Below are 21,903 nucleotides of genomic sequence, written 5' to 3'. Positions count from 1 at the left end.
CTGCAACACGGGCCGGTGCTGCGGGCGGCACTGCTGCGGTTGCAGGAGGACGAACATGTGCTGGTGGTGGTGATGCATCACATCGCCAGCGACGGCTGGTCGGCGGGCGTGCTGACCAGGGAGTTCACGCAGCTCTACGAGGACTACACTCACGGGCAGCCGGCGGCGCTGGCCGAACTTCAGATTCAGTACGCCGACTACGCCGCCTGGCAGCGCCAGTGGCTGACCGGAGCCGTGCTCGACGAGCAACTCTCCTACTGGCGCGAGCAACTGGCCGAAGTGGCGGCGCTGGAGCTGCCAACGGATCGAGTGCGGCCGGCGGTGGCCAGCCATCGCGGCGGCAGCGTCGGCTTGCGCCTGAGCGAGGAACTGACGCAGCAGTTGCGGCGGCTGAGTCAGCAGCAAGGCGTCACCCTGTTTATGACCTTGCTGGCGGCCTTCAAAGTCGTCTTGAGCCGCCACAGCGGCCAGCGCGAGGTGGTCATCGGCACCGACGTCGCCAACCGCAATCGCCAGGAGACTGAGCCGCTGATCGGCTTCTTCGTCAACCAGTTGGTGCTGCGCACCGACCTGTCGGGCGAGCTCACGGTCAAGGAACTGCTGGCGCGGGTCAGAGAAACAACGCTCGGCGCCTATGCCCATCAGGACCTTCCCTTTGAAAAGCTAGTGCAGGAGCTGGTTCATAATCGCGACCTCAGTCGCTCGCCCCTGTTCCAGGTGAAGCTTGTCTATCAGAATGTGCCACAGAATGAACTGCAAGTTGCCGGCATCAACGTTAGTGGATTCAGTGCCGATTACCAATATGCTAAGTACGACCTGACGATCACCCTTTTTGAAGGTAAAGGCATTGTGAGCGGATGGGCAGAGTACGCCGCTGATTTATATGAGCGCTCCACTATCGAAAGATTACTTACAGAGTTTCAGCTTTTGCTGGAGCGGATCACCGCAGATGTGGAGATATCGATCAACGATCTCCGGCTGTTTGAAGCCTCCCAGGAGATGGACGACCTGCGATACCTTGAACAACAGGCTTTCAAGGTGGGCAGGCGAAGAGTTGTCAGCCCGGTGGCTTGATTGAGACTTAGCACAGGAAGGCCCATTTGACGCGCGCTTAGCAATTTCATTTCGGTCCTCTACCATCAACCCTCTCGACCCTAGCTGGCAACCCAACCTACCGCTATATGCTAAAGAATAGATTTGAGAAGGCGCCGCTTACAAAAATGCCAGGTCTCACCCGGACCCGTGTGGACATGGAGAATCCGTCACTCGTTCGTCTGGAAACCTTCGGGCCTGACCAGCCACTCCCTCTGGTGATGCAGCCGGCAGTCAGCGGGCTCGACCCCATCGCCTGGGTCAGGCATAACATGGCCTTCGTTGAGTCGAAGCTGTTGGAGGCAGGCGCTATTCTCTTTAGAGGCTTCGACATTGAAGATGCCGACCGGCTGAATCAGTTCATCACAGCATTGGGCGTCGCGCCCATGGAGTACCGTGAGCGATCATCGCCGCGCAGCGACGTCGGCGACCGGGTTTATACATCGACTGACTACCCGGCAGATCAAGTCATATTCCCGCATAACGAGCACTCGTACTCCCGGACTTTCCCGCTGAAGCTTTTCTTCTTTTGCAAGAGCCCGGCATCAGAAGGCGGCGAGACGCCGCTGACCGATTGTCGGCGGATCTTTCGTTCGCTTCCGCCGCGGATAAGGGAGCGCTTTATCGAAAAGCAGTGGATGTATGTTCGTAACTTCGGCGACGGGTTCGGCCTCTCGTGGCAGACGGCGTTTCAGACCGAAGACCCGGAGGCCGTGGAGCGATATTGCCGGGCCGCCGACATTCAAGCTGAGTGGAAGGAGCGGGGCCGGCTGCGGACGCGCCAGGTGCGGCCTGCCGTCATCACTCATCCACGGACGGGCGAAATGGCATGGTTCAACCATGCCACTTTCTTCCACATCTCAACTTTACCCGCGCCCATTCAATCCGACCTGCTCGCGGAATTCCGGGAAGAAGACCTGCCAAACAATACCTATTACGGTGACGGCTCTCGGATAGAGCCAGAGGTGATGGATGAGTTGCGCGCTGCCTACTTGCAACAGGCTGTAAGTTTTGCCTGGGCGCGGCGCGACCTGGTCCTGCTGGACAATATCGCCACCGCGCACGCACGCAACCGCTATGCTGGCCCACGCCAGATCTTCTTTGCTATGGCTGAGCCATTCAGCCGGACTGATTTCTAAATCCCCATGAAGGAGTGGGGCTGAAATGCAAAAACAAGTCAGGGAAGGCTTTCGCCTGTCACCTCAGCAAGAGCGGCTATGGAGGCTACAGCAAGCCAGTCAATCTGCATGGTTTAAGACCCAGTGCCTTGCCTTCATTGAAGAGGAACTGGACGCGAATGCCTTCGTGAGCGCGCTGAACGAGCTCGTCAACCGGCATGAGATCCTCCGCACGGCATTCATCTACATACCAGGTGTGTCGATCCCCGTGCAGGTCATTTCCAAGACGGGCAGCGCAGTGGTTGACGAGCACGATCTAGCAGGCCAAGGCCCCACAGAACAGCGCGCACAAATCGAGCATCTCTACCAGGGCGCAATCGCTCGCGAGCTCGATTACGAGCAACCGTCGCCGCTGCACGTTTCATTGATCGATCTGGGCCAATCTCGGTATGCCTTGATAATGAGTCTGCCGGCGATGCACTGCGACGAGGACGCATTAGCCAGTCTGGTCAACGAGTTGGCCTTGGCGTACCATTCGCAGGCCGCTAAGAACCTCGGCCAGGCTGAGCCAGTCCAGTACGCCGACGTGGCCGAGGCGTTCAATACCTTATTGGAGTCCGACCAGGCGAGGTCGGGGAGAGAGTATTGGCGCAAGAAGCTTCGGCGAGTCTCTCCAGATCAAAAGCTCGGCCTCGAGTGCGAAGCCGATGGCGCAGAGCCTTTCAAGCCTTCGGTCATCCGCCGGCAGGTTCCCTCCCATGTCATTGGCGCTCTCGACGAAGTCGTTCCCGCGTGTGATACCTTACTGCCAGTATTCTTGTTGACCTGCTGGGCGGTGCAGGTCTGGCGGCTGACGGGAGCGACACGGAACGTCATTGGCACTTTATTTGACGGCAGGACGTTCGAAGGATTGGAGACGGCCATCGGATTGTTTGCCAGGTATCTGCCTGCTGAATTCGAGTTGCAGCCGGGGATGTCATTCGCAGATTGCCTGAAGCAAGCAGGCGAGCTAACCGATGGCGCTTACCAATTGCAGAGCTATTTTAATTGGGACGCAGACAGCGCGTCAGCGGACCACCATTCGCACCTGCCGTTCTGCTCGGTCGCTTTCGATTTTCATCAGCTCGGCCGGCCCGCTGCCGGCCGGGAGCTAAGGCTGTCGGTCGAGCAGCTATTCTCCTGCATAGAGAGATTCAATATCCGTGTGAGCTGCACGCGGAGCGAGCACGCCCTATGGGTCGAGTTTTATTACGACACGAGCCTTTACCAAGAAGACGACATTCGTCGGCTTTCAGGCCAGTTCCTGTCGCTGGTTGCAAGCGCCGCGCAAGACATCCATCAGGACATTGCCTCGCTGGAATTATTAGGCGAAGAAGAAAGAGACCTTATACTTCACGAGCTCAACCAGCCGATTGAGCCTGCGGCTGCGCAAAGCTTGATCCATCGGCCGATTGAAATGCAGACCGTGCTCAGGCCCGATGCGGTCGCCCTGGTGTACGATGACCAGAGCATAACTTATTCGAGCTTGAACCAGAGAGCCAACCAGCTTGCGCGCTACCTTGGCAGTATTGACGTAGGCCCGGAGTCACTCGTCGGGATCTTCATGGAGAGATCGCCGGAAATGGCCATCGCCCTGTTGGCGATCATGAAGGTGGGCGGAGCCTACGTCCCTCTAGACCCGCAATACCCCGCCGACCGGCTCGCTTTCATGCTCGACGACGCCAAGGTGGCGGTCGTGCTAACGCAGGGACAGCTCAGAGAGAGCATGCCAGGCTACAGCGGGGCGGTCGTTCTCGTTGACCACTCATGGGAGATAATCCAAAGGGAGAATGAAGGGAACCTGCCTGATCGCATTGACGGCGACCACCTGGCCTACGTGATTTACACGTCGGGCTCGACCGGCATGCCGAAAGGCGCGATGGTCACGCACGGCGGCGTATGCAACTGCATTTCGTGGATGCAGGACACCTACAAGCTAGACGAGGCGGATAAGTTCCTCTTCAAGACCTCGCTTAACTTCGACCCGTCGGTCTGGGAGGTCTTCTGGCCGCTTTGGGCAGGCGCTTGCGTCGTCATGGCAGGACCGAAAGGCCACCTCGACACGGGGTATCTGGTTGATCTCGTTGCCAGCCAGCAGGTGACTTCGCTCTACTTCGTTCCCTCAATGCTGCGCGTCTTCCTGAGCGAGAGGGATGTCAAGGGCTGCAACACCCTGCAACGGGTGATCTGCGGCGGAGAGTCTCTGGACGCCGAGACGATAGAGACGTTCTTCGACGTGCTGCCGGCGGATTTCCATCATTCTTATGGCCCCACAGAAACTTCGATTGCTGCGACCGAGTGGACTTGCTCGCGTGGCTGGCATCAGCCGCTGGCCCCCATAGGCGAGCCTCTGGGCAATACACAGATTCTGATGGTGGACCGGCAGTTGCAGCTAGTGCCGATTAAGATAACCGGGCAGATCGTGATCGCCGGCAACGGCGTTGGGCGGGGTTATCTCAATCAGCCGGACCTTACCGCGGATCGTTTCATGCCCAACCCATTCAGCCCGTACGCTGGAGCGCGAATGTACATGTCTGGTGACATGGGCCGATTCTTGCCCGGCGGCGAAGTCGAGTTCCAGGGAAGAGCTGATCAGCAGGTGAAGATCAGAGGTCACCGAATCGAGCTCGGTGAGATTGAGGCGGTCATCAAGAATTATACGGCTACGGAAGCCGCGGTCGTAGTGAGGGAGGATCGTCCGGGTGAAAGGGCGCTGGTGGGGTTCATAGCGGGAGAGCGAGCAGCAACTATCGATATTGCCGATCTGCTACAGCACCTGAGACAGAAACTGCCTGATTACATGTTGCCTGCGCAGATTGTCAAGTTAGATAAGATGCCCCTGAACCCGAGCGGAAAGATTGATAAGAAGGCCCTGCCTGCGCCACAGCCCAAGGCAAGAGTAGAAGACGACCTAACGACAAATCCGATAGAGGAGATAATCGCCGGCGTATGGGCACAGCTACTGGGAGCCGAGCATATCGGGATTGAAGAGAACTTCTTCGAACTAGGGGGACATTCGTTGCTGGCGACGCAGGTGATCTCACGCCTACGCGAGGTGCTTGGGGTGGAAGTCCCGCTGCGGGCGCTGTTCGAGCAACCGACGGTGCGGGGGCTGGCGGCGGCCGTGCAGCAGCAGCAGCGGCAAGGCATGAGCATCGCCGCGACTCCGATTGAGCGCGTGAGCCGAGAGAGCGAGTTGCCGCTGTCATTCGCGCAGCAGCGGCTGTGGTTCATCCATCAGCTCGAACCCGCGAGCGCCGCCTACAACATCCCGATGGCGGTGCGGCTGAGCGGCGAGCTGAACCTCGCGGCTTTGGAGCAGAGCCTGGGGGAGATCGTGAGGCGGCACGAGGTGCTGCGGACGCGCTTCGAGTTGCGTCAGTCGCAAGCCGTGCAGGTGATCGAAGCCGAGGCCAGGGTGCGACTGCGGCTCTGGGAGCTCAGCGCGCTGCCGGCAGAGAAGCGCGAGGCGGCGGCTCGCGAGGTGGTGCGGCAGGAGAGCGGGCGCGGTTTTGATCTGCGAGGCGGGCCGGTGCTGCGAGCGGCGCTGCTGCGGCTGGCGGTGGATGAGCACATCCTGGTAGTCGTGATGCATCACATCGCCTCGGACGGCTGGTCAACGGGGGTGCTGGTGAGTGAGTTCAGCCGGCTCTACGAGGCTTATAGCCAGGGCCAGCCATCGGCTTTAGAGGAGCTGCGGATCCAGTATGCCGATTATGCGGTGTGGCAGCGGCAATACTTGCAAGGCGCGGTGCTCGACGAGCAGCTGGCGTACTGGCGGCGGCAGCTGGCCGAGGCGGCGGTGCTGGAGCTGCCGACGGATCGAGTGCGGCCGGCGGTGGCCAGCCATCGCGGCGGCAGCGTCGGCTTGCGCCTGAGCGAGGAACTGACGCAGCAGTTGCGGCGGCTGAGCCGGCAGCAAGGCGTGACGATGTTTATGACCTTGCTGGCCGCCTTCAAGGTGGTCTTGAGCCGCTACAGCGGGCAGACAGACATCGCCGTCGGCACGCCCATCGCCGGTCGCAATCGCAAGGAGACGGAAGAGCTGATCGGTCTCTTCCTCAACCAGCTGGTGCTACGCACCGACCTGTCGAATAATTCGACGGTCGCCGAGTTGCTGGGGCGAGTGCGGGAGACGGCGCTGTCGGCCTACGCCCACCAGGAGGTGCCCTTCGAGCGCCTCGTCGAAGAGTTGCAGCCCGAACGCAGCCTCAGCCACGAGCCCCTCTTCCAGGTCATGTTCATCTTCCAAAACGCCGCCGCCGCCGCTGGCCAGCTGCCCGGCCTGCGCTTGAGCGGCTTCGGCCTCACCGCGACGACGGCCAAGTACGACCTGACGCTTTCGATGGGCGAGGCCGGCGGCCGGCTCCTGGGCAGCCTCGAGTATGCGCGCCAGCTCTATGACGGCAGCCGCATCGAGCGGATGGTCGGGCACCTCAAGCGGCTGCTGGAGCAGATGGCCGGCGGCGGTCAGGTGGCGGTGGCCGACCTGGAGCTGCTGAGCGAGGGCGAGCGCCAGCAGATCGCCGAGTGGAACAGCACGCAGCAGGAGTATGACCACAGCCAGAGTGTCGTTGCGATGATCGAGCGGCAGGCGCAGGCGCAGCCTGACGCGGTGGCGCTCGTCTTTGAAGATCATAGTGTCAGCTACGCTGAATTAAATAGAAGGGCCAACTGTCTTGCGACCTATTTGAGAAAACTGGGCGCGGGGCCTGAAGTCAGAGTTGGGATATGCCTCGATAGAGAAGTCGAGCTGATGGTCGCGCTGCTTGGGATATTAAAGTCCGGCGCATGCTATGTGCCACTCGACCCGCATTATCCGAGAGAACGCTTGCTCTTCATACTGGAAGACTCTGCCATTGCCTTGCTGGTTACCCGGGATCATCTACAAGACTTCCTGTCGTCGGATCGAGTCACCAGGGTTTGCATCGATACTGCCTGGCAGGAAATAGCCGCCGAAGAAGGCATCAGTCCGCATGATTTCGCAGTGCTCGAAAATCTGGCTTATGTGATCTACACATCCGGTTCAACAGGCAGGCCGAAGGGAGTGATGGTTCGCCAGGACAATGTAGCCAATTTCTTCACCGGCATGGACAGCGCCATTGGCAGCGAGTCTTGTGGCAGATGGCTCGCGGTAACCAGCATGTCCTTCGACATATCGGTCCTTGAGCTTCTCTGGACTCTCGCGCGCGGCTATCAGGTCGTCCTTCAGGCAGACCGCCTGAAGGAATTGACGAGCATTCAGGTTCCGACCGAGACGCAGAATAAGACGATGGAGTTCAGCCTCTTCTACTTCGCCAACGACTATACCCATTCCGGCGAAGACATCTATGAGTTGCTCCTGGAAGGGGCCAGGTTTGCCGACGAAAATGGCTTCACGGCGGTCTGGACGCCGGAGCGACACTTTCACCCGTTCGGCGGCATTTACCCGAACCCCTCCGTCATCAGCGCCGCACTGGCGGCTACCACAAAGCGGATTCAAATCAGAGCCGGCAGTGTGGTCGCGCCGCTCCATGACCCGATACGTGTGGCCGAAGAATGGGCCATAGTCGATAACCTGTCGAAGGGCAGAGTAGGAATCTCCTTTGCTTCGGGCTGGCATGCTGATGACTTCATCTTCATGCCGGACGCCTACAATGACCGCCACAACGTCATGGTTGAAAGCATCGAGACGGTCCGCAAGCTCTGGCGTGGAGAGACTATCGCACGCCGGAGCGGCACTGGAAGAGAGACCACCGTGCGGATCTTTCCTCAGCCGGTTCAGCCGCAACTGCCCACCTGGGTGACGGCGGCAAACAGCCCGAAGACCTTCGAGCTGGCGGGCCAGATGGGGGCCGGCTTGCTCACCCACTTGTTAGGCCAGAGCGTTGATGAGTTACAGGAAAAGATAGCCCTGTACCGCGCCGCTTGGCGCGAGCATGGCCATGGGCCCGGTGATGGCCATGTGACTTTGATGCTCCACACCTACGTCGGCGTGGACGCCGAGTTAGTCCGCGACAAGGTGCGAGAGCCATTCACGAGATACTTGCGAAGCTCTATCAGCCTGCTGAAGAACCTCGCCCGTAGCCGCGGGTGGGATGTCGATGCGAAAGGGTTCACAGAAGATGATTTGCAATCGCTACTCGACCACGCGTTTGAGCGATACTTTGAGACGAGCGGGCTGATGGGGACCGTGAGCGGCTGCCTGAAGATGGTCAACCAGCTGAAGGCGGCGGGCGTGGACGAGATTGCCAGCCTGATCGATTTCGGCGTTGACCACCAGTCGGTCCTATCAAGTTTGCAGTATCTCAAGTTGTTGAAAGAACGCAGCAATGCCTCTACGAGCAACAGCGAAACCGACTTCTCAATCAGCGCACAGATCAACCGGCATCGCATCACCCACCTGCAATGCACGCCTTCGATGGCGCGAATGCTGGTGCTGGAGTCACCTGCGCAGAGCGGCCTCGACTCTCTGCAATCGCTGCTGATAGGCGGAGAGGCATTGCCGCCGATGCTGGCCAGGCAAGTCTCCGGGCTCTCATCGGCAAGGCTGCAAAATATGTATGGCCCTACGGAAACCTCGATCTGGTCCACGACCTGGTTAGCCGATGATCTGAGCGATGTCATCCCCATCGGGCGGCCAATAGTTAATACTCATATTCGCTTGCTTGACCCGCACCACCAGCAGGTGCCAATCGGTGTGCCGGCAGAGGTGTTCATTGGAGGCGAAGGCGTCGCCAGAGGTTATATAGAAGAAGCGGCGTTGACGGCAGAGAGATTCATCCCCGATGGGCTCAGCCTCACGCCAGGGGCCCGGTTATATCGCACGGGCGACATCGCCTGCTACATGGCTGATGGCAACATCGCGTATTTGGGTCGCGCCGATCATCAAGTGAAAATCCGTGGCTTCCGTATCGAGCTCGGCGAAATCGAATCCGTCTTGACCCAACACCCGGCGGTGGAGCAAGCAGTGGTGGCGGCGTGGGAAGACGGCCCGGAAGACACCCGGCTAGTTGCCTACCTGGTGACGAAACAAAGCGTGAGCGGCAACGATCTAAGGGATTTCTTGAGGGCCAAACTGCCTGACTACATGCTGCCCGCAGATTTTGTACAGTTGGAACATATGCCGCTTACGGCCAACGGCAAGATAAACCGAAAGGCACTGCCGAAGGCGAGCGCAAAACCGGAAGGTGCCAATTATGTTGATCCGCGCACTCCATTGGAAGAGATTCTGTGCGGGATATGGGCGGCGTTCCTGAGAAGAGAGAAAGTCGGGATAGAGGAGAACTTCTTCGAGCTGGGCGGTCACTCACTGCTGGCGACGCAGGTGATCTCGCGGGTGAGGGAAGTGCTGGGGGTGGAAGTCCCACTGCGGGTGCTATTCGAGCAACCGACGGTGCGAGGGCTGGCGGCGGCTGTGCAGCAGCAGCAGCAGCAAGGCATGAGTGTCGCCGCAACTCCGATTGAGCGCGCGAGTCGAGAGAGCGAGCTGCCGCTGTCGTTCGCGCAGCAGCGGCTGTGGTTCATCCATCAGCTTGAGCCTGATAGCACGACATATAATGTGATTCGCTCGGTGAAGCTCATAGGCGAGCTGAACGTAGGGGCCTTGGAGCAGAGCCTGGGAGAGATCGTGAGGCGGCACGAGGTGCTGCGGACGCGCTTCGAGCTGCGGCAGCAACAAGCCGTGCAGGTGATCGAAGCCGAGGCCAGGGTGCGACTGCGGCTGTGGGAGCTTGGCCAGTTGCCGGCAGAGATGAGGGAGTCAGCGGCACAAGCGATCTTGCGGCAAGAGAGCGGGCGCGGGTTTGATCTGCGGGGCGGGCCGGTGGTGCGGGCGGCGCTGCTGCGGTTGCAGAAGGACGAACATGTGCTGGTGGTGGTGATGCATCACATCGCCTCGGACGGCTGGTCAACGGGGGTGCTGGTGAGTGAGTTCAGCCGGCTCTACGAAGACTACAGCCAGGGGCGGCCCTCAGCTTTAGAGGAGCTGCGGATACAGTATGCCGATTACGCGGTGTGGCAGCGGCAGTACTTGCAAGGCGCGGTGCTCGACGAGCAGCTCTCGTACTGGCGCGAGCAACTGGCCGAAGTGGCGGTGCTCGAGCTGCCGACCGACCGGGTGCGGCCGGCGGTGGCCAGTCATCGCGGCAGCAGCGTCGGCTTGCGCCTGAGTGCGGAGCTGACACAAGAGTTGCGGCGGCTGAGTCGGCAGCAAGGCGTGACGATGTTTATGACCTTGCTGGCGGCCTTCAAACTGCTGCTGAGTCGCTACAGCGGCCAGCTCGACATCACCGTCGGCACGCCCATCGCCGGCCGCAATCGCAAAGAGACGGAAGAGCTGATCGGCTTTTTCATCAACACGCTGGTGCTGCGCACCGACCTGTCGGGCGAACCCACGGTCAAGGAACTGCTGGCGCGAGTGCGGGAGACGGCGCTGTCGGCCTACGCCCACCAGGAGGTGCCCTTCGAGAAGCTTGTGGGTGCGTTGGATGTCGAGCGCGACCTCAGCCGCACTCCACTTTTCCAGGTGATGTTCGCTTTGCAAAATGCGGCCCATCAGGAAACCGGCTCTTCGAGCCTGTCTGTCGGCCCGTTTGCCCTTGACTCCTCGTCCGCGGAATTTGAATTGATTCTTTCTCTCATCGAGAGCGAGCAAGGCGTCACGGGCGTCTGGGAATACAATACCGACCTTTTTGACCGCACAACTATCGAGCGGATGGTTGACCACTACCTCAGATTATTGGAAGCGGTTGTCAGTAATCCCCACGAGCGAATATCTCAGCTCCCAATGCTCAGCGAAGCCGAGCTTCAGGAACTGCTGCCGGTCTGCGAGTATCAAGACCCCTGTTACTTCAAAGGCAGCTCCCTTCATGAATCATTTGAGGCGCGGGTAAAAGAATCGCCCGACGCGGTCGCCGTGGTCTATGAAGGAAGTCGGCTTAGCTACCAGGAGTTGAATCGCAAGGCGAACAGGCTTGCCCATTACCTTCGCTTGCAGGGAGTCGGCCCGGAATCGCGTGTGGGGGTCTGCCTGGAACGGTCGGCCGAGATGATCATCACCCTGCTCGCGATTTTGAAATCCGGCGGGGCGTATGTTCCTCTTGATCCGGCCTACCCGCAAGACCGCTTGCTGCTAGTCATCGAAGACGCGGGCATTGAAATCTTGATTACACAAGACTCGCTCGCCGCCTCGTTTGCCCCGGCCGGTGTCTCTTTAATCTGCCTGGATGCGGACTCCGGCGTGATCGACCGACAGGGCGACGAGAACCCATGCAGCGGGGCGACAGCAGAAAACGCCGCTTACATCATCTATACATCGGGATCGACCGGTAAGCCTAAAGGTGTGGTGGTCTGTCATCGGCAGGTCATGCGGCTATTCACTGCCACCCAGAACTGGTATGACTTCAGCGAGCGCGACGTATGGACGCTCTTTCACTCCTACGCGTTTGACTTCTCGGTATGGGAGATTTGGGGCGCCCTCCTGTATGGCGGCCGCCTGGTTGTGGTGCCGCATCTGGTCAGCCGAATGCCGCACAGCTTCTACCGCCTGCTCTGCTCTGAGCAGGTGACGGTGCTCAATCAGACGCCATCGGCATTTCGCCAGTTGATTCAAGCCGAAGAAGAAATGGGCGTCGATCAGACGCTGAATCTGCGAGAGGTCATATTCGGCGGCGAAGCACTGGAACTGACGAGCCTCAAGCCCTGGTTTGACCGCCACAGCGACGCCCACCCGCGGCTCGTCAACATGTATGGGATCACGGAAACCACGGTCCACGTTACTTACCGTCCTCTGGTCGCCGCTGACGCCGAAGCGGCTGGCCGTAGCTTCATCGGCGAGCCCATTCCCGACCTCGGCGTTTATATCGCTGACGCTCACATGCAGGTCGTGCCGATGCAGGTGCCTGGGGAGCTTTACGTCGGCGGCAGAGGGCTGGCGCGCGGATACCTGAACAATCCGGCACTGACCGCCGAGCGATTCATCCCGGACACTTTTGGTTATGAGCCGGGCGCCAGGCTTTACAAGACCGGTGACCTTGGTAGGCGCTCGCTTGCCGGCGACATTGATTACCTGGGACGCATCGACCATCAGGTGAAGGTCCGTGGCTTTCGCATCGAGCTGGGAGAGATCGAGTCGAATCTGGCCAGTCACCCTGCCGTTAAGCATGCCATCGTTACTTCCTGGGACGACGGGCCGGGTGAGAAGCGCCTGGCCGCCTATGTGATCTGCGAGCCGGGCGGGACCGCTAACGTCAATGAGCTACGCGCTCACCTGAAGCAGAGGGTTCCCGATTACATGATCCCAGCCTCGATCCTGCTGGTAGACTCATTCCCCTTGACCCCGAGCGGCAAGATAAACCGGCGAGCCCTGCCGAGGCCGGACCTGGCGAGGCCCGAGCTTGACGATAGGTACGTTGCCCCCGAAACACCAGTTGAGCGCGCGCTGGCGAAGGCTTGGGGCGAGGTCTTGCAACTCTCACAGGTTGGCGTCAACGACAATTTCTTCGCGCTCGGGGGCGATTCAATTCGCACCATCCAGGTGCTGGCAAAGGTGAAAGCATGCGGCTACAGCTTCGCCATTCAGCACCTCTTCCAATACCAGACGATTCGCGAGCTAGCGGCATATGTCAGCCACGCGGTCACCGAGCAGGACCCCCAGGATCGCCCCTTCAGCATGCTATCAGCAGAGGACCGGGCCAGAGTGCCGGCTGATGTCGAGGACGCTTACCCGCTAGCGATGCTGCAAGCCGGCATGCTCTTCCACAGCCACTACAGCCAGGACTCTACTGATTACCATAACGTAAGCAGCTTCCACTTCCGCGCCCGCCTTGATGAAGACATCCTGCGCGAAACGGTCAGACAGATAGTGGCGCGCCACCCCCTCCTGCGCACCTCGTTCGACCTGACGAGCTACAGCGAGCCCTTACAGATGGTTCACAGATCCGTGGACGTGCCGCTATGCGTGGAAGATATCACGGCGCTCTCACCAGGCGAGCAAGAGGAGGCCCTCGACTCCTGGATTAATGAAGAGCGGTTCAGGCGATTCGACTGGTCACGAGCGCCGCTGCTGCGATTCCACGTCCACCGCCGCAGCGACGAGACTTTTCAATTCACGATGACCGAGCACCACGCGATTCTTGATGGCTGGAGTGTGGCTCGTCTCCTTTCGGAGCTGTTCGAGAACTACCTGGCGATACTGCATGGCGACGCGGCGCGCATCGAGCCGGCCCCCTCAGCTTTGTTCCGCGAGTTTGTGGGGCTGGAGCGAGAAGCCCTCAACTCGGAAGAGTGTAAGAGATATTGGCGCGCCAGGGTGGACGATTTCTCCTGTTCAATGCTGCCGAGATTCACGCCCTTGCCTGGCAAGAAAGAACCCGGTCAGAGCCAGTATGCCGTGCCTGTGCCCATCCCCGCGGAGGTGTCGCTGGGCGTCAAAGAGGTGGCCGGCTCAATGCGCGTCCCCATTAAGACTGTGCTGCTCGCCGTTCACATGAGAATTCTCGGGATGCTATCCGGGGAGCTCGATGTGGCGACGGGCGTGGTGACTCACGGGCGGCCGGAGAAGGCTGACGGCGAGCGCGCCCTCGGGCTGTTCCTGAACACGTTACCGCTGCGGTTGCAGCTCGGCGATGGAAGCTGGGCTGACTTGATCCGTAGCACTTTTGAGGAAGAGCAGTTGCTGGCGCGATTCCGTTATTACCCTATCGCTCAGGTGCAAATTGACAGCGGCGGCACACAACTGTTCGAGGTCAGCTTCAATTTCACCAACTTCCATGTCCTTCAGGTGGTAGACCAATCCAGCGAGCTAGAGCTGCTGGATTCGCGGACGTTCATCGAGACGAATTTCACGTTGACCACCTCCTTCAGCCTTGATCGCCACACTTCGCACGTTAAGCTGAGCCTGATCGGTAAGTCTGCGGAGCTATACAGGGATCAGGTTGAGATCTTCGGCGGATACTACGCACGAGCTTTGACCGCAGTCGCCGAAGACCCGAGCGCGAATTATTTGAGTCTCTGTTTGCTGTCGGAGCCGGAGATCAGCCAGACGCTGAGGGAGTGGAACGACACGGCCTGTGACTACGACCGCCGGCTCTGCCTCAATGAGCTCTTCCTGCGCCAGGCCCGCCTCTCCCCCGACGCCGTCGCCCTCATCCACCTCGACCACCACCTCTCCTACGCCGCCTTGCACCTGGCCGCCTTGCACCTGGCCGATGGCCTGCGCGGGCTGGGCGTCGGCCCCGACGAGGCCGTCGCGGTCTGTGCCGAGCGCAGCCCGGAGCTCATCGTTGGGCTGCTGGCGGTGCTGTTGGCCGGCGGCGCTTACGTGCCGGTCGACCCGAGCTACCCGACGGAGCGCGTCGCCTTCATGCTGGCCGACTGCGGGGCGCGGGTGGTGCTGACGCAGGCGCGGCTGCGGCGGCGGCTGGGGCTGGAAGGCCGCGCGGTCATGGAGCTGGCGGAGGACTACGGGGAGGTGCTGGCGAGCGCGGCCGGCGGCAGCCGGGAGGTGGCGGCGGCCGAGGTCAGCGCGACGAACCTGGCCTACGTGATCTACACGTCGGGCTCGACGGGGCGGCCGAAAGGGGTGACCATAGAGCACGGCAGCGCAGTCAACTTCATTCACTGGGCAAAAGAAGCCTTCTCGCCTGAAGAGCTATCGGCCGTACTGGCGTCTACATCAATCTGTTTTGACCTCTCAATATTTGAGTTGTTCGTGCCACTGAGCTTCGGCGGCACGGTGATATTAGCTGACAACGCGCTTCAACTGCCCGAACTGCCATGCCGGAATGATGTGAGACTCATCAACACGGTGCCGTCCGCCATATCGGAGCTTTGTAGGATGGATGCGGTAACGGACTCTGTCTTGACGGTAAACCTGGCGGGAGAGCCGTTACCAAACAGGCTGGTGCAAGAGATCTACCGGAGAGATCATGTCCGGCAGGTGCTTAATCTCTACGGCCCTACCGAGTACACGACGTATACCACATACGCGAAGATAGAACAGGGCGGGGCACAGTCGCCGCCAATCGGCAGGCCACTTGCGAATACGCGCATATACCTGGCGGATCAGGCCGGTCAGCCCGTGCCCATCGGAGTGGCGGGCGAGCTTTACGTCGGCGGCGACGGGCTGGCCAGGGGGTATCTCAATCGCGCCGACCTGACGGCGGAAAGGTTCCTTCCCGATTCATTCAGCGGCGAGCCCGGCTCTCGAATCTACAGGACAGGAGACCTCACAAAGTATCTGCCCGGTGGCAACATCGGCTACATCGGACGAATAGATTATCAGGTGAAGGTGAGGGGGTATCGGATCGAGCTGGGCGAGATTGAGGCGGTCCTGCAACAGCACGCGGCCGTGCAGCAGTGCGCCGTTAAAGTTTGGGAGAATGAGCCGGGCGATAAACGACTGGTCGCTTACGTCGTGCCTAGTCTAAAGAGAGTAGCTGACCTGGACAGAACTTATCTGCTTCCGAACGGGCTTACCGTATCACACCAGAACCAGAGGGAGACCGACTTTCTATACAAAGAGATATTCGAGAAGCAGGTCTACTTGAAACATGGCATCCGGGTGCCGGAAGGGGGATGCGTTTTTGACGTCGGCGCGCACATCGGGCTGTTTACTCTGTTCATCAAGCAGCACTGTGCCAACACCAAAATATATGCTTTCGAGCCGATAGATAAGATCTTCAGGGATTTGGAGAACAACGTCTCGTCGTGCGGCGCCGGGACAAAAGCCTTCCGCCTCGGGCTGAGCAATGACGATAAGGTTGCTGACTTTACCTATTATTCGGGCTTGTCGATGATGTCAGGGCTGGCGAGTTATTGCGAGAAAGAAGCCCAGATGAAGACCGTGGGGCGGTTTCTCGGTAACCGCGAAGCGACAGCCCTCGGCGCGGCCGGTGAGCTCAAGGAGGCGGGGGAATTACTCGGGCTACTGTTTGAAGGTGAGCGATCTCAATCGGCGGTGAGAAGACTGTCGAGCGTTATTCAGGAAGAATCCATAGCGCACATCGATCTAGTAAAGATCGACGTCGAAGGGGCAGAGCTGGATGTGCTGCGGGGCATCGATCCGGGCGACTGGGCGAAGATTGATCAGTTCGTCATCGAGGTTGATGGCAAAGGCGGGCAGGTCCTTGACGAGGTCACGGCTCTGCTGCGTGATTACGGGTATCACATCGAGGTCGAGGAAGACGAGGCGCTCGCCGGGACGGGCGTATATAACGTCTACGCGAGGCGCATGAGTATTCCTGCGACCGTGAGTCTGGAGGTTGCTGGCCTGTCGGGGAGCGCCCCTGCCCCTGCGAACGGAAATGGGCACGAACGGTTAGCCGTGGTGCGGGAGACTGAGCCGGACCGCAGCCAGGTGGGCCAGTGGCAGACGGTTTGGGAAGAGACTTATTCACAGGGCGCGGGAGCCGCCGACCCGGCCTTTGATACGACAGGATGGAACAGCAGTTATTCGGGACTGCCGACGCCCGCGCCTGAGATGCGCGAATGGCTTGACCAGACAGTCAACCGAATTGCCTCTCTGAAGCCAAAGCGTGTTCTTGAGATCGGTTGCGGGTTGGGGATGATCCTGTTCAACATCGCCCCGCTGTGTGACGAGTATTGCGCCACTGACTTTTCGGCGAGCGCCCTGGCGGCGTTGCGAAAGCGGTTGGATCAGGCGGACGCTTTGCGACCGCGCGTGACGCTCTTGCAAAGGCCAGCCGAGGACTTCAGCGGGATGCCGCCCGGCAAGTTCGATGTGGTCATTCTCAACTCGGTCATTCAATACTTCCCCAGTGTTGATTACCTCAAACAGGTTTTAGAAGGGGCAGCCGGTGTCGTAGCGCCCGGCGGGTCAATCGTCCTTGGTGACGTGCGAAATCTCGATCTGCTAGAGGCCGCGCACTCCTCGTTCCAGCTATACAAATCTCCTTCATCGCTTCCCGTCGTGCAGCTCAAGCAGCGGATACAGCGGCAGATCACGATGGAGAAAGAGCTATTGCTCGCGCCCCGGTTCTTTATCGCGCTGAAAAGAGTTCTCCCGAAGATCGGCCGCGTCCACATTGAAGTAAAGCGAGGCCGTTATACGAACGAACTCACGCGCTTCCGCTATGATGTCATCCTACGCATGGGTGCCGCGCCCGCCTGCGCGCCCGTCGAGCCATTCCTCGAATGGCAGACCCGACAAATGAGCCTCAGCGATCTTCGACGCATCCTGCAAGAAGAAGAACCGGAAGTGCTGGGCATCACGGGTGTGCCGAATGCCCGCCTCTCGACCGAAATGAGGCTGCTAGAGTTGCTCTCCTCAGGCGAGGCTCCGGTGACGGTCGCGGAGTTACAAAAAAGACTTGGAGAACACACGGCCCACGGTATCGCCCCCGAAGATATTTGGGAACTGGCCGGAGACTCAGGCTACACGGCGGAGGTTTGTTGGTCGGCGACAGGAGGAGACGGAAGACTCGATCTGCTTTTCAAACGCCATGGGAGCAGCGCCGAAGAACTATCGTTGGCAGAGCTCTCAATGGCTCAGCAGATGACGTCTGTAGGAGCTTTTGAAGAGTATGCAAATAACCCTGGCCTGGCGGGATTGGTTTTAAAGTTGACTCCCGAGTTGAAGAGCTACCTGCAAGAAAGATTACCCGATTATATGGTGCCGTCGGCGTTCGTGATGCTGCCGCAGTTGCCGCTGACGGCCAACGGCAAGCTCGACCGCAAGGCGCTGCCCGCTCCGACGGCAGAGCTGCCGAGTACTGTCGAGAAAGCCGCCCCACAAACGGTGCTTGAGGAGCTGGTGGCAGGCATCTTTGCCGAGGTGCTGCGGGTGAGTGAAGTGAGCGTGGAGGCGAACTTCTTCGAGCTGGGTGGGCACTCGTTGTTGGCGACGCAGGTGATCTCGCGGGTGAGGGAAGTGCTACAAGTGGAGGTGGCGCTGCGGGCGCTGTTCGAGCAGCCGACGGTGCGGGGGCTGGCCGCTGCCGTGCAGCAGCAGCAAGGCATAAGCGTGGTGGCCCCGGCGATTGAGCGCGGGAGTCGAGAGAGCGAGTTGCCGCTGTCGTTCGCGCAGCAGCGGCTGTGGTTCATCCACAAGCTAGAGCCGAGTACCGCCCATTACAACATCCCATTTGCCATAAGGCTCAACGGGCGATTAAACCCGTGCGTATTGCGGCAGGGCCTGACGGAGGTCACGCGACGCCACGAGGTGCTGCGGACGAGGTTTGCAGTCAGGCAGGCGCATCCCGTTCAGGTGATAAGCGACGCAGGAGAAGTGGAGCTGCCGCTGTGGGATTTGAGCAGCGTAGGCGAGGCGCAACGAGAGCAAGTGGCCAGAGAAGTGGCGCGGCAGCAAGCCAGCTGCGGCTTTGACCTGGAGCAGGGGCCGGTCTGGCGAGCGGCGCTCATCAAACTGGCTGATGAAGATCATGTCCTGCTGGTGTGCCTGCATCACATTGTTAGCGACGGCTGGTCAGTGGGAGTGATGGTCAATGAATTCACGCAGCTCTACCAGGCCTACAGTCAGGGTCAAGCCAGCCCACTGCAAGAACTAGGGGTGCAGTACGCGGACTTTGCCGTCTGGCAGCGGCAGTGGCTGCAAGGCGAGGTGTTAGATGGACAGCTCGCCTACTGGAAGAAGCAGTTGCAGGACGTGCAGCCGTTGGGGCTGCCGACGGATCACCCCAGGCCGGCGGTGGCCAGCCACCGCGGCGATAGCATCGGCTTCCAACTGGATGAGGGGGTGAGCCTGAGACTGAGGCAGTTGTGCCGGCGCGAAGGGGTGACGCTGTTTATGGCGCTGCTTTCGGCCTTCAAGATCGTCCTGAGCCGCTACAGCGGCAGCCGCGACATCGTTGTCGGCACGGACGTCGCCAATCGCAATCACCTGCAAACGGAAGGGCTGATCGGCTTCTTTGTCAACCAACTGGTGCTGCGCAGCGATCTGACAGGCGAGCCGACGCTGCGGCAGGTGCTGGCGCAGGTGCGGCAGGTGAGCTTAGCCGCATACGAGCATCAGGACGTGCCATTTGAGAAGCTCGTCGAGGAGCTTAAGCCGGAGCGCGACCTCAGCCGCTCGCCGCTGTTCCAGGTCAAGCTGGTGCTACAGAACGCGCCAAAATCGTCGCTCGGGCTGCCGGGGCTAAGCCTGAGGCGCTTTGAGTCGGACACTCGTGTGGCCAAGCTCGACATGGTGCTGTTTTTCTCGGAGGCTCAGTCACAGATCAGCGGCACGGTCGAGTACAGCACTCAGCTATGGGAGCCAACCACTATTCAGCGGCTGGTGAGGCATCTACAGGTGGCGGTCGAGGCGATGGTCGCCGATGCCGAGCAGCGAGTCGGTGGGCTGATGCTGTTGACCGAATCCGAGCGGCAGTGCCTCTTGCTGGAGTATAACGACACGAGCCGCAACGTTGACGGATCGCTCTGCTTGCATGACTTGTTCGAGCGACAGGCCGGGCGCACCCCTGACGCGGTGGCCGTACGCTATGAGGCGCAGCAATTGAGTTACGCAGTGCTCAACCGTCGGGCCAATTGCCTGGCGCACTACCTGGCGCAGATGGGCGTGGGCGGCGAGGTGCGAGTGGCGGTCTGTATGGAGCGTTGCCCGGACATGCTGATCGCGCTGATGGCGATTCTCAAAGCCGGCGGCAGTTACGTACCCCTGGACCCGAAGTACCCGGCGGCGCGTTTGGGCTTTATGCTGGAAGATTCGGCGGCGGCGGTCCTGCTGAGCCAAAGCCATTTACTCGCCACGTTGCCGAGTACGTTGCAGCAAACGATTTCGCTCGACCGGGAGTGGGAAGAGATCGGCTGCTTCCCCGATACAGACCCGGTCAGCCCGGTGTGGAGCGCCAGCCCTGCTTATCTGATCTACACGTCCGGCTCGACCGGCAGGCCCAAAGGCGTCGTCATTACCCACGGAGGTCTGGCCGGGTACTCGCGCTGGGCCGCCGAGGCTTATAAGGTCAGCGAAGGTTCTGGCTCGGTGGTGCATTCCTCGATCAGCTTCGATTTAACCATCACTGGTTTGTTTGTTCCGTTGCTCTGCGGCACCGCCGTCACGCTGGTTCGAGACATGGATGCCGTTAGCGCGCTGGCCGAGGCGGTGGGGATCAGCGATGGCGCGTCGCTGATGAAATTAACTCCCGGACAGTTGGGCCTGATCGAAAAGCAGTTTATTGAAAAGGTCGATCCGCAATTTGCAAAGATCCTGGTGATCGGCGGCGAAGCGTTAACTTGGGAACAACTGAGATATTGGCAACGCTCGGCTCCCGGCACCCGGCTGATTAATGAATATGGGCCGACCGAGACCGTGGTGGGCTGCTGCGTGTATGAAGCGACGGGAGAGGGAGATGGCAGCGGGGCAGTGCCGATTGGTCGGCCGGTCGCGAACACTCAATTGTACGTTGTGGACGGCAGCGGCCAGCCGGTGCCCAGGGGTGCGGTTGGAGAACTCTATATTGGCGGAACAGGTCTGGCGCAAGGGTACTGGAAAGACCCGGGGCTGACGGCCGAACGCTTCCTGCCCGATGCGTTTAGCGGCGAAGCCGGCACGCGCCTCTACCGCACAGGGGACTGGGTGAGATGGCAAGCGCCGGCGCTGGAGTTTATCGGGCGCAGAGATGAGCAGGTGAAAGTACGCGGGTACCGGATCGAGCTGGGCGAGATCGAAGCCGCGCTCTTGCAGCATCCCGACCTGCACGAGGCGGTTGTCTGTCTACGCCGCGATGACCCTGAGTCGCCGCGCTTGGTCGCTTACGTGGTGGCCGGCGAAGGAAGGCTGCCGTCGTCCTCCGAGCTGTACGCCTATCTAAAGCAGCGGCTGCCGGAGTACATGGTGCCGTCGGCGTACGTGGAGCTAGAGGAGCTGCCGCTGACGGCCAATGGCAAGCTCGACCGCAAGGCGCTGCCGCCGCCGACGGCGGCGCTAGAGGGCGAGGGCGAGGCAGCCGCAGCAGAGAATGTCATCGAGGAGCTGGTGGGGGGAATCTTTGCCGAGGTGCTGCGGGTGAGCGAAGTGGGAGTGGAGGCGAACTTCTTCGAGCTGGGAGGGCACTCGCTGCTGGCGACGCAGGTGATGTCGCGGGTGCGGGAGGTGCTTGGGGTGGAAGTCCCGCTGCGTGTGGTGTTCGAGCAACCGACGGTGCGAGGGCTGGCGGCGGCGGTGCAGCAGCAGCAGCGGCAAGGCATGAGCGTCACCGCGACTCCGATTGAGCGTGGGAGTCGAGAGAGCGAGTTGCCGCTGTCGTTCGCGCAGCAGCGGCTGTGGTTCATCCATCAACTGGAGCCCGCGAGCGCCGCCTACAACATCCCGATGGCGGTGCGCCTGAGCGGCGAGCTGAACTTCGCGGCTTTGGAGCAGAGCCTGGGAGAGATTGTGCGACGGCACGAGGTGCTGCGGACGCGCTTCGAGTTGCGGCAGTCGCAGGCCGTGCAGGTGATCGAGGCGGAGAGCGGGGTGCAACTGTGGCTCTGGGAGCTCAGCGCGCTGCCGGCGGCGAGCAAGGAAGAAGTCGCCCGCGAGGTGGTGCGGCAGGAGAGCGGCCGAGGGTTTGACCTGCAACACGGGCCGGTGCTGCGGGCGGCACTGCTGCGGTTGCAGGAGGACGAACATGTGCTGGTGGTGGTGATGCATCACATCGCCAGCGACGGCTGGTCGGCGGGCGTGCTGACCAGGGAGTTCACGCAGCTCTACGAG

3 protein-coding genes are annotated in these 21,903 nt (G+C 60.5%); all 3 read left to right on the top strand.

The window, feature by feature from the left end; all coding sequences use genetic code 11:
• Positions 1–1,074: condensation domain-containing protein (locus tag VJ464_23050; GenBank protein HKQ08022.1), on the top strand; the 1,074-nt coding region annotated here is incomplete at its 5' end.
• Positions 1,075–1,250: 176 nt separating this feature from the next.
• A complete protein-coding gene (locus VJ464_23045) occupies positions 1,251–2,231 on the top strand; it encodes a TauD/TfdA family dioxygenase (protein ID HKQ08021.1) in 981 nt (326 codons plus the stop codon).
• 25 nt (positions 2,232–2,256) lie between these two features.
• The coding region (locus VJ464_23040) for a non-ribosomal peptide synthase/polyketide synthase (protein HKQ08020.1) at positions 2,257–21,903 on the top strand (19,647 nt) is incomplete at its 3' end.

The organism is Blastocatellia bacterium (assembly GCA_035275065.1).
In the GTDB taxonomy this organism is placed as follows: Bacteria; Acidobacteriota; Blastocatellia; order UBA7656; family UBA7656; genus DATENM01.
This window is presented reverse-complemented; position numbering and strand designations above follow the sequence as displayed.